This is a genomic window from Lonsdalea britannica (genome assembly GCF_946477055.1).
Taxonomy (GTDB): Bacteria; Pseudomonadota; Gammaproteobacteria; order Enterobacterales; family Enterobacteriaceae; genus Lonsdalea; species Lonsdalea britannica_A.
Genome location: NZ_CAMKXG010000138.1, coordinates 1 through 9,207, shown reverse-complemented (window position 1 = coordinate 9,207; position 9,207 = coordinate 1). Strand labels below are relative to the sequence as shown.

The 9,207-nt window shown below is 51.1% G+C and carries 9 protein-coding genes and 1 tRNA gene; 4 read left to right on the top strand and 6 right to left on the bottom strand.

Annotated features, from left to right (window positions below):
- The 4 genes from Q7O77_RS10585 to yejK all read right to left on the bottom strand — a co-directional run.
- Positions 1 to 353, bottom strand: a 353-nt coding sequence (locus tag Q7O77_RS10585; protein ID WP_304166763.1) for an MFS transporter, incomplete at its 3' end; no start/stop codon positions are given.
- Positions 354 to 489: 136 nt separating this feature from the next.
- On the bottom strand, positions 490 to 1,224 hold the full coding sequence (locus Q7O77_RS10580; RefSeq protein WP_304166760.1) for a LytTR family DNA-binding domain-containing protein: 735 nt from the start codon (positions 1,222 to 1,224) through the stop codon (positions 490 to 492).
- A gap of 22 nt (positions 1,225 to 1,246) precedes the next feature.
- Positions 1,247 to 2,989: a sensor histidine kinase gene (locus Q7O77_RS10575; RefSeq protein ID WP_304166757.1), complete on the bottom strand. Its 1,743-nt coding sequence runs from the start codon at positions 2,987 to 2,989 to the stop codon at positions 1,247 to 1,249.
- Positions 2,990 to 3,138: 149 nt separating this feature from the next.
- The gene (gene yejK / locus Q7O77_RS10570; protein WP_304166753.1) at positions 3,139 to 4,152 is read right to left on the bottom strand and encodes a nucleoid-associated protein YejK; all 1,014 of its coding nucleotides are present in this window, start codon (positions 4,150 to 4,152) and stop codon (positions 3,139 to 3,141) included.
- A 177-nt stretch (positions 4,153 to 4,329) separates the two neighbouring features.
- Between yejK and Q7O77_RS10565 the strand changes: the two genes are divergently transcribed.
- From Q7O77_RS10565 to Q7O77_RS10555, 3 genes are all read left to right on the top strand, one after another.
- On the top strand, positions 4,330 to 4,557 hold the full coding sequence (locus Q7O77_RS10565) for a YejL family protein (RefSeq protein WP_094102156.1): 228 nt from the start codon (positions 4,330 to 4,332) through the stop codon (positions 4,555 to 4,557).
- Between the two features lie 13 nt (positions 4,558 to 4,570).
- Positions 4,571 to 6,325, top strand: coding sequence for an LPS biosynthesis-modulating metalloenzyme YejM (yejM, locus tag Q7O77_RS10560; RefSeq protein ID WP_304166749.1), 1,755 nt, complete (start codon positions 4,571 to 4,573; stop codon positions 6,323 to 6,325).
- A 78-nt stretch (positions 6,326 to 6,403) separates the two neighbouring features.
- Positions 6,404 to 6,480, top strand: a tRNA-Pro gene (locus Q7O77_RS10555).
- Positions 6,481 to 6,982: 502 nt separating this feature from the next.
- On the opposite strand, the gene Q7O77_RS10550 is transcribed toward Q7O77_RS10555, so the two are convergent.
- Entirely contained in the window at positions 6,983 to 7,789 is an 807-nt protein-coding gene (locus Q7O77_RS10550; protein WP_304166746.1) for a bifunctional 2-polyprenyl-6-hydroxyphenol methylase/3-demethylubiquinol 3-O-methyltransferase UbiG, read from the bottom strand.
- 179 nt (positions 7,790 to 7,968) lie between these two features.
- Between Q7O77_RS10550 and Q7O77_RS10545 the strand changes: the two genes are divergently transcribed.
- On the top strand, positions 7,969 to 8,418 hold the full coding sequence (locus Q7O77_RS10545; protein ID WP_304166744.1) for an ankyrin repeat domain-containing protein: 450 nt from the start codon (positions 7,969 to 7,971) through the stop codon (positions 8,416 to 8,418).
- A 274-nt stretch (positions 8,419 to 8,692) separates the two neighbouring features.
- Here Q7O77_RS10545 and Q7O77_RS10540 read toward each other — a convergent pair whose 3' ends face one another.
- A complete protein-coding gene (locus Q7O77_RS10540) occupies positions 8,693 to 9,043 on the bottom strand; it encodes a hypothetical protein (protein WP_085651439.1) in 351 nt (116 codons plus the stop codon).
- Positions 9,044 to 9,207: the final 164 nt, after the last annotated feature.

Below are 9,207 nucleotides of genomic sequence, written 5' to 3'. Positions count from 1 at the left end.
GTGATGTAGGCCGTACCGTCGGCGAATCCGACCACCACCCCGACCAGCAGCCAAATAGCCGTCAGTGAAGTGACGTAGGCGCTGCACATCAGAGCCAGTCCCAACACCAGACCGGAAATTAACGTCAGTTTACGAATGCCGATACGTTCCTGAATGCGGCCAGCAAACAGGGTGGCGAAAGCGAGGAAGAAGCTGGTAATGGAGAAGGTCGTGGCGACAGAGCCCAGTGACCAGTTAAATTTGTCGACCAGAGGCTGGTTGTAGAGGCTCCAGGTATAAATAGTTCCCAGACCCATTTGCGCCAGGATAGTCCCTGCCACAATCACTGCACGATTTACCGGTTTGGCGTTCATTCCGGATCCCTCATTAATTTTCTGGTGTTGAAATGAGCAGGTAAAGGCACCTGCTGAATAACACCATTATAAAGAGAAGACTCATCCTTGAGTTTAGTAAGGGCATGAACTGCTGCGTGGAGGGAATGAACTGCCTTTAAAGGCGCATCAACTGCCGGAACTCTTTGACCTTGCCTCGGCTCACGGGCACCTGGAAATCCAAATCACTGAGTTTAAGGATGTAGGTATTGTTGAACCACGGCTCGATTTCGCGAATTTTACTCAGGTTAACGCAGTAGGAGCGATGGCAGCGGAAGAAGTAGGCTTCGGGCAATCGACTACAAAATTCAGTGATGTTCATCGACATGACATACTCGTCGCGTTTGGTGTAGACAAACGTCAGTTTTTCGTGCGATTCCGCATAATAGATATCGTGAATATTCGTCACGATAATGCGTTTATCCTTCACCAGATTGATGGTCATCGGCGCCGAACGCCCCGCGCCGCCTACCGCCGTTGTCGTCTGTTGCTGATGCCATGCCGCCTCAAGCTTCTGAAGCATACTGACGATGCGCGTTTCGTGATACGGCTTCAGGATGTAGTCGAACGCCTCCAGCTCAAATGCTTCGACCGCATGGTTTTTATAAGCGGTGATAAACACGATCAGCGGCTTGTGGGCGAACTGACTGATATTTTTCGCCAACAGCACCCCATCCAACGATGGAATATTAATATCCAGAAAGATGACGTCCACCTTGTGGTGCTGAAGGTATTTCAGCACGTCGAGGCCGTCATCAAAGACCCCTTCCACCTCAATCTGACTGTGCTCTTTGAGCAGCCAGCTCAGCTCTTGCTGAGCAAGAAATTCATCTTCAACAATAATCGCTTTCACTAAAATATCCTGATGACTTGACTCAGGGAGGGAAGGCTACCGCGCTTTCCGGCAGCGACGCCCCGTTTTTACTGATGTAAAACTCGATTTCCGTGCCCGGTTTCAGCTGTCGGATGTGCAGACCGTCGCCATACAACAGCTTGATACGGTGATGCACATTAAGCAGGCCGATTTTATTCCCCGGCATTTCATTTTTGGCGACGCGTTCAATCACTTCATCGCTGATACCGCTGCCGGTATCTCGTACCGCGACGCGAATGCGGTCGCCCACTTCCTGAATACTAAGCACCACCACGCCGTTGCCCTTACAGGGGCGGACGCCATGTACGATGGCGTTTTCGATCAACGGCTGAATCAGCAGACTGGGAATATGGCAGCTGACGTCCTCATCGATGTCATAAAGCACCGTCAGCTTATCTCCGAAGCGCGCCTGTTCAATGGCGATGTAATCCTTGACCTGATACAGCTCGCTTTTGATATCGATCAGCTCGTCGTCGTTGCGCTCCAGGTTGTAGCGCAAATAGCGCGACAAATTGATAATCAGCTGACGCGCCGTATCCGGGTTCAGCCGTATCGATGTCGAGATAGCATTCAGCGCATTAAACAGGAAGTGCGGGTTAATCTTGCTCTGTAAGGCCCGCAGCTCCGCCCTGTCCGCCATTTCTCTCAGCTGCTCGGCGCGTGACACCTCCAACTGCGTGGAGATAATCTGCGACAGCCCGATCGCCATCTCTTTCAATGACCAGGTGATACGGTAGGCATGGCGATAGTAAATTTTCAGCGTTCCCGTGACCTTGCCCTTTTCCCGCAGCGGAATGACGATCATCGAGTGGATTTCCGGCGTACGATGCGCCTCATCATTATTTTTGATGATGATTTTTCCACTTTTCAACGCATGAAGCGTGGTCGGGCTGAGGTCGCGATCCCCGCTATGATATTTTTCCTCACCGACGCCGACGTAGGTCAGCACCTGCTGGGTGTTGGTCATCGCCACCGCATCCGCGTTAATGTCGGTGCGGATGATGTCGCACACCTTGCGCAACGACTCAATATTGACGTGCCGAAATAGCGGCAGCGTTTTGTTGGCGATATCCAGCGCCAGCTTCGCCTGCCGGGCGGCAATCGCCTCTTTCTCCCCTTCTACGCTGCGGACCAGCATGACGATCAGCCCGATGCTGACGGTGCCGAGGATCATCGGGATCGCAATATGGCCCACAATGTCCAAGCCCAGCGCAACAGGTCGCGTCCACAGCACCACCAGCAGCATGGTCAGCGTTTCGCACAGCATGCCGCCGACGATACCGATGCTCCAGTGCTTGCTGCGAGGGATCCGCAGGTGAATCCAAGCGGACATAAATCCGGCCACAATGCTGGTCACCAGACAAGGCACCGACGTGATGCCGTGCATATCGATAAGATAACGGTGTAACCCGGCGATGATACCAGTGGTAATGCCGACCCAAGGGCCGAACAAAATCCCCCCGGACATCACAGCCACTACGCGCACATTCACCAGCGAACCATCGACATTAATGCCGGACCAAGTGCTGAACAGCGCGAACAGGGAAAAGATCGCCGTAACGACGAACAGGTCGAACGGCGAATGCTCATCCTGCTGCAACAGCTGCCGGAAATGGCGCGTTCGGGTCAGGAAAAAGAGACAAATCAGCATCAAGGCGGCACGATCGTACACCGCCAGCAGCATATTGAGGTTAGATTGCACGGGAATCTCACGCAATGAAAACGGATGCAGAATCGCCATCATAAGGCAGTCTGCATCCGAGTGACAAATACCATTAAAATACCAGACGCGACGCCGCGCCTGTCGCTAAACCGGAGGGGAACGGCGCCTTCAGGAAAGGCGATAAATCTCGTCGGCGAAGGCAGAACACACCCCGCCGCCGTTCGGCTCCGTTAGCGATCGCCGCCGCCGCTCAGTCGTCGCTGCAGCTGGTCACGCAGGTTAGGTGGCGTTCCCTTGATGGTCAGCGTATCGGTCGCCGCATCCCAGAAGATGCGTTCGCCCAAAAGCATCGCGTCGAAGTTGAGGCTCAGACCGCCGCCGCTACCGGCGAACTTGGTCAACTGACGCAGCGTACTGCGATCCGCCGGGAAGCTCTCCGCCAGCTCGTAACCTTGTTCCGTCGTGAAGGCTTCCAGCGTTTTGTCGCCCAGAGGCGGCAGTTCCTGCGACAGGGAGGACAGTTCAATCTCTTCTCCAGCCTGTAGCTGTTCGTTGCAGTAGCTGTAAACCTGCTGACGGTATTCCTGACGCTCGTTCTTATCCAGCGCCGCTTCAGCACAGTACTCATCGACCGCTTTCAGCAAACCGCGGTTCTGCGCCTTGGTATCCAGCCCTTCCGCCGCGCCCAGGAAATCCATAAAGAAGTCGGAGACTTTACGTCCCACCCGGCCTTTAAGGAACGTCAGATAGCGTGTGGATTCGGGGTTGGTATCCCATTCCGTCAAATCGATGCGGGCCACGATGTCGGCGTGGTTGATGTCCAGATAGTGGGTGTTGCTGATATCCAGCTGCTCGTTGACGCGCAGGCTGCTGCAGCTGTTCAGGACAGTCACCAGCAGGTACTCGACCGCCAGATAACGGTACTGGCAGAACAGCACGATGCCGCCGTCAGCAAACGGGTACTTCGCCAGTTCGTCGCGCAAACGGCCCGTGGCTGCGCGGGTAAATGCCAGGAAGTCCTCATCGCCTTTGCGACAAGCCCGCAGCGCATCCGCCAGCTCGCTTTGCTCGTTAAACACACCGTAAGCTTTGTTTTTCGCGCTATATACCCGATGCAATTCGGCCATCATGTCATTCACGGCGTCATTGGGGGTCAGCAGCGAATCGCGGAGCACTAAATCCAACGTTTGCTCATCGCGCTTGATTAACTGATGCAGGGCAATCTGGTCGATATCCAGACTCATGTTAGACTCTCCTTTTAGCAAGGTGCGTATTCAAGCACCTCAGCGTAGTTGCTGCAACCTTATCCGCCGTGGTCGCGTCGTCCCGTCACTGACATTGTCTAAAGCAATAAAAGTGCGGAAAACGGTGCCTCTATACGGTAATATGTTCGACTTTAACCGTCTGAGAATCACCATTTTATGCCACAATCATCCCGTTATAGTGACGAACAAGTTGAACAACTGCTGTCAGATTTGGTCAATATTCTGGAAAAACATCGCGCACCAACCGATCTTGCTTTGATGGTGCTGGGAAACATGGTCACAAACCTGCTGAATACCAGCGTCGCTCCGGCCCAACGTCAGATGTTGGCGCGTTCCTTTGCCGAAGCGCTGCAGTCTTCGGTGAAAGCTGACAACACACACTGATGCCGATCTCTTTATGGTAACCAACCGCCCGCGCTACCGCGAAAAAGTCTCCCAGATGATTAGTTGGGGACACTGGTTTGCTCTTTTCAATATTCTCCTCAGTCTGGGACTGGGTAGCCGCTATCTGTTTGTTGCCGACTGGCCTGCCTCGCTGACCGGGCGCATTTATGCGCTGGTCAGTTGGCTGGGCCACTTTAGCTTTATCGGGTTTGCGATATACCTGCTGATTCTCTTCCCGCTCACATTCTTCGTGATGTCGCAGCGCCTATTGCGCGTGATTTCCGCGGTGGTGGCGACAGCGGGATTGACGCTGCTTATCGTAGACTCCGCCGTATTTACCCGCTTCCATCTGCATCTCAATCTCACGGTGTGGGAGCTGGTCACCAACCCGGACCAGAGCGAAACGGCCCGCGACTGGCAGCTGTTATTCATCAGCGTGCCCATCATTTTCATGGTCGAAATGCTGTTCGGCACCTGGTGCTGGCAGAAGCTGCGCAGCCTCAATCGGCGTAGTTTCGGCAAACCCCTCGCCGGGATATTCATCGCCGCGTTCTGTGCGTCGCATGTGATGTACATCTGGGCCGATGCCAATTTCTACCGGGCGATCACCATGCAGCGTTCCAACCTGCCGCTGTCCTACCCGATGACGGCTCGCCGTTTTCTGGAGAAGCATGGCTTGCTTGACGCGCAGGAGTACCAGCGTCGACTCACGCAGCAGGGGAATCCCGAGGCGTTATCCGTCGAATATCCGCTGAACGACATCACCTTCCGCGACACGGGCAGCGGCTACAACCTGCTGTTGGTGGTCGTCGACAGCTTGCCGGAAAACACGCCGCAGGCGATGCCGAATCTGGCGCGTTTTGCAGAAGAGAACGTGCGCTTTAGCCATCATCTTAGCGCAGGCAGCGAACCCAATGCGGGACTGCTCAACCTGTTTTACGGTATCTCCAGCACGTATATGGATGGCATTCTGGCCAGCAGCAAGCCGTCGGCACTGATCGGGGCGCTTGGGCAGCAGGGTTACCAGTTCAGCCTGTTCTCATCGTCGGGTTTCAGCAGCCCGCTTTATCGACAGGCTCTGCTCTCTGACTTCTCGTTGCCGGAAGCCGCTCCGCAAAGCACTGACGCGATCGCGACTCAATGGCTGAAATGGCTGGACGGACACCCGTCAGGCGCCCGTTGGTTCTCCTACGTCGAACTGAACCATAACGTCAACGCGAATCAATCGACGTCCGAGCAGCAGCGCCGCTACCGTCAGGATAACGCGACGCTGGATCGCCAGATTGCGCGGATGCTCGATGGCTTACGCGACAAGAATCTGCTGGATAACACCGTCGTCGTCGTCACCGCCGCTCAGAGCACGCCCGCTAATCTGATGGATAACATGCCAATGCCGATGGCCCGTTCGCTTTATCAGGTGCCACTGGTGGTTCATTGGCCGGGTACGCCAGCCCAGACCATCAGCAAGATGACGGACCATAAGGACGTCATGACGACGCTGATGCAGCGTTTACTGCACGTACAGACGCCAACGAAAGATTTTTCTCAAGGCGAAGACCTGTTTACGGCAGAAAGACGCAACGCCTGGCTGACTAACGGCAGCGACGATTTACTGTCCATTACGACGCCGGAACAGATTATTTTGCTGGGTACGCACGGCAGCTACCGAACCTACGATCAGGAAGGTCGCGAGCTTATGTCAGAAAAACCGCAATTAGGTCTGCTGTTGCAGGTGTTAACGGACGAAAGGCGATTCATAGCCAACTAACTGCCTAAATCTAAAGCAGTCGTGACGTTCAGCTATTGCATTCAGATCTGGAAACGGTAATATGTGCCCCCACAGCGTCGGCACGTAGCGCAGCTTGGTAGCGCACCGTCATGGGGTGTCGGGGGTCGGAGGTTCGAATCCTCTCGTGCCGACCAAATATCCCTAGAAAAACCAACCTCTTACGGTTGGTTTTTTTTCGCCTGAAATTTGCCGATGGTAAAACTATGGTAAAATGATGGTAAAATTCACCGACGGTTTAACCCGCAACACTCAGCATTTGACTTTGTCACCACGCCAGCTAGCCAACCGAATTTAGACGGTTTTCCCCCCAAACGAGAAGCGCCCTCTCAGGATGCTCACGCCTCATCATGTTTGGCGTCGTGCCCGCTTTGCGGAGATGACGAGTGTGATGACAAGGCGGGTTGTAAAAATGAAGCTTGGTGTCATCTTGAGTGAACCGGTTTTTAGACAGAAGAGAACAAATAAAAGTAATGACGGTGGGAATACGAAATGTCGTTACGTGTTTTAGAGACCCTTCTTTATAGCTGACTAAGAATATATGTCACTTCGTGAGTGAGCGGTTACTGATTGAAGATATTCAACCGACGAACAATCATGATAAGCACTTGCCATTCATGTCTCGTCATGTTGGCTACGCTATCTAATTTGGACCCAAGCACAAACCTGGCCTAAAAATTCCACTTGCGATCGCGCGTTAACTATATTCTCTTGCAACGAAGCCAATAGCTCCATCGGGTCCATTACAGCGCCATCTGAAAAGACGACCTGTTCAGGTTGGTTTGATAAGCTGCATAATGTTTCAACCGCCCAGCGACAGAGATCTTCAGCGCGTCCCCCCGCTACAGGGATCTCATAGGATACACTGGGTGTTGCCAGCCCAGCTTCATCAAACACCTGAACAAAGCGTTGTCCAATGTCATACTGAGGACAGCCATACCTTAGCCTGCGAAGAAGCTCTTTCATCGTCCGGTCCCAAAGCGCTACAGGTGGATTGGATTGGAATTGTCTTGCATCGTCGATTTCATGGAATGCCAGGTAACCACCCGGTTTGACCCATTTCGCGGCTCTCTTGAGAAATGAAACAACATCATCCTGAAAGAGCAAAACCGCTCTTCCCATGACAATGTCGAACTGTTTTTCAAATTCGTATTTTTCAAACCGTCCATGAATAAATGAGGTGTTATTCATACCTCCGCTACTCGCAAGGTTAACGGCGATCCCACTTTGTTCTATTCCTGTCACAGACCCCCTTTCCCCTACAAGTTTGGCGGCTAACTGACTGGCATACCCCGAACCACAGCCGATATCTAAAATATCTTGCCCATCAGTAATTTTGGCTGCATGCAACATGCGTGTCGTAATCGGTTCAAGCATTCCTGCTTGAAAAGCAATTCTTTCCATCTCTCGGTCTGAATAACCTAAAATATAATTCTCATTCATCATAACAACCTCTTATATTAGTACCCCACTGGAAGGTGACCGTAAGTCACTCGTTCATTAAAGGCTGGTTATTTAATAGTAGTCGTCATGCCAAAATGCACGATGTTACATAATGAATTTTTCGATACCCTACATCCCCAAAGAGAATTAATTTAGCGCCCTCATCCTCAAAAACAGCCACCATGGGAGAGCTGTTTAAATTAACAGATACTCCTGATTTTATAGGGATGCTACTCTTTGCATTCTGTTTATGGATACGTAACGCAGCAATGGAGCACGTCATGAAGTTGGCCTTATCATTTCTTGTCACTATTCTCTTTTCATTTTCCACTTTCGCCAATAGCTCAGATTTAGGTGATCTTATTTGGTCAAATAAGAATAGCGAAGCAGTTAAAGTTATGAGCGAAAAACCTGATTTAATTAAAGCAAAAAATAAAAATGGCTATACCCCACTGCATTTAGCCAGCATGGTTGGTAACAAAGAGATTGTGCTATTTCTTTTAGAGAAAGGCGCTGATGTCAACGCGACTGACCGTGAGGGATATAGTCCTCTAGTCAGAGCCAAAGCAAATAACCATAATGATATCGCTGCAATATTGGTTAACAATGGTGGAAAAGAGTTAGAGCCGTAGAATCATAAGTGGTTTAATACGTTACCCCCTGTGCATTAAGTGGCTTCATACATCACCGAAAACCCAGGCTCGTTTCGAACGGCCTGGTTCTTCAGACGTCTTTAAAATAATCTTATTTAACGGAAAGAGTAAGTCGGGTGGATAAATAACAACTACCCGACACCCGTTAACTAATGAATAGCTAAATATTTCATTCATAAAAAAACCCACCGAAGTGGGATTTATTATTGTTTCTATGACAGCAACAATTATTTGTCGCTTTTCATGTGGATATTTATTTATCCGCTTCACTGACGATAATTTGGCATTCCGCATCTCGTAAGCGATTTAGCTTCGCGGTATCTTCATCGTCACAGTAAGTCACGAGGTCTCTTAATGCCAGGTCGGCATAGTTATAACCTTCATCATGCATCAGCTGGTTTTGCTTTTTCGCTAACGAGGTGATGGGCATATCCTCACTCATCGCATCTAAAGCCGCCAGACCATCTGCTTGCTCCTTAATGGCCTGCCTCGTATAAATATTTTCGTAGAGTGCAGGATGGTCAGAAAAAAAATCTTTCATCGTTTTCGCTGAAACACATGACGAGAAGATAACGATAGTGGTGAATACAACTTTTTTGAGCATCACTCATTCCTTTTGAATAGTTATTTGTTTTCCCAGAGATACGATATTGCTGCCGATATAGTTTAACCATAGAGGTGCGATGCCACCAGCAGCACCTGCCTATTTGACCTGAAGAACATTACCGAATTTCACGGTGAGTTCAGCTGATTGTCTGGCGCGACTAT

Excerpts from the sequence above, each read along its gene's own strand:
- Q7O77_RS10575 (WP_304166757.1), bottom strand. The coding sequence starts at position 2,989 with ATGATGGCGATTCTGCATCCGTTTTCATTGCGTGAGATTCCCGTGCAA.
- yejK (WP_304166753.1), bottom strand. The coding sequence starts at position 4,152 with ATGAGTCTGGATATCGACCAGATTGCCCTGCATCAGTTAATCAAGCGC.
- Q7O77_RS10565 (WP_094102156.1), top strand. The coding sequence starts at position 4,330 with ATGCCACAATCATCCCGTTATAGTGACGAACAAGTTGAACAACTGCTG.
- yejM (WP_304166749.1), top strand. The coding sequence starts at position 4,571 with ATGGTAACCAACCGCCCGCGCTACCGCGAAAAAGTCTCCCAGATGATT.
- Q7O77_RS10550 (WP_304166746.1), bottom strand. The coding sequence starts at position 7,789 with ATGATGAATGAGAATTATATTTTAGGTTATTCAGACCGAGAGATGGAA.
- Q7O77_RS10545 (WP_304166744.1), top strand. The coding sequence starts at position 7,969 with ATGGGAGAGCTGTTTAAATTAACAGATACTCCTGATTTTATAGGGATG.
- Q7O77_RS10540 (WP_085651439.1), bottom strand. The coding sequence starts at position 9,043 with ATGCTCAAAAAAGTTGTATTCACCACTATCGTTATCTTCTCGTCATGT.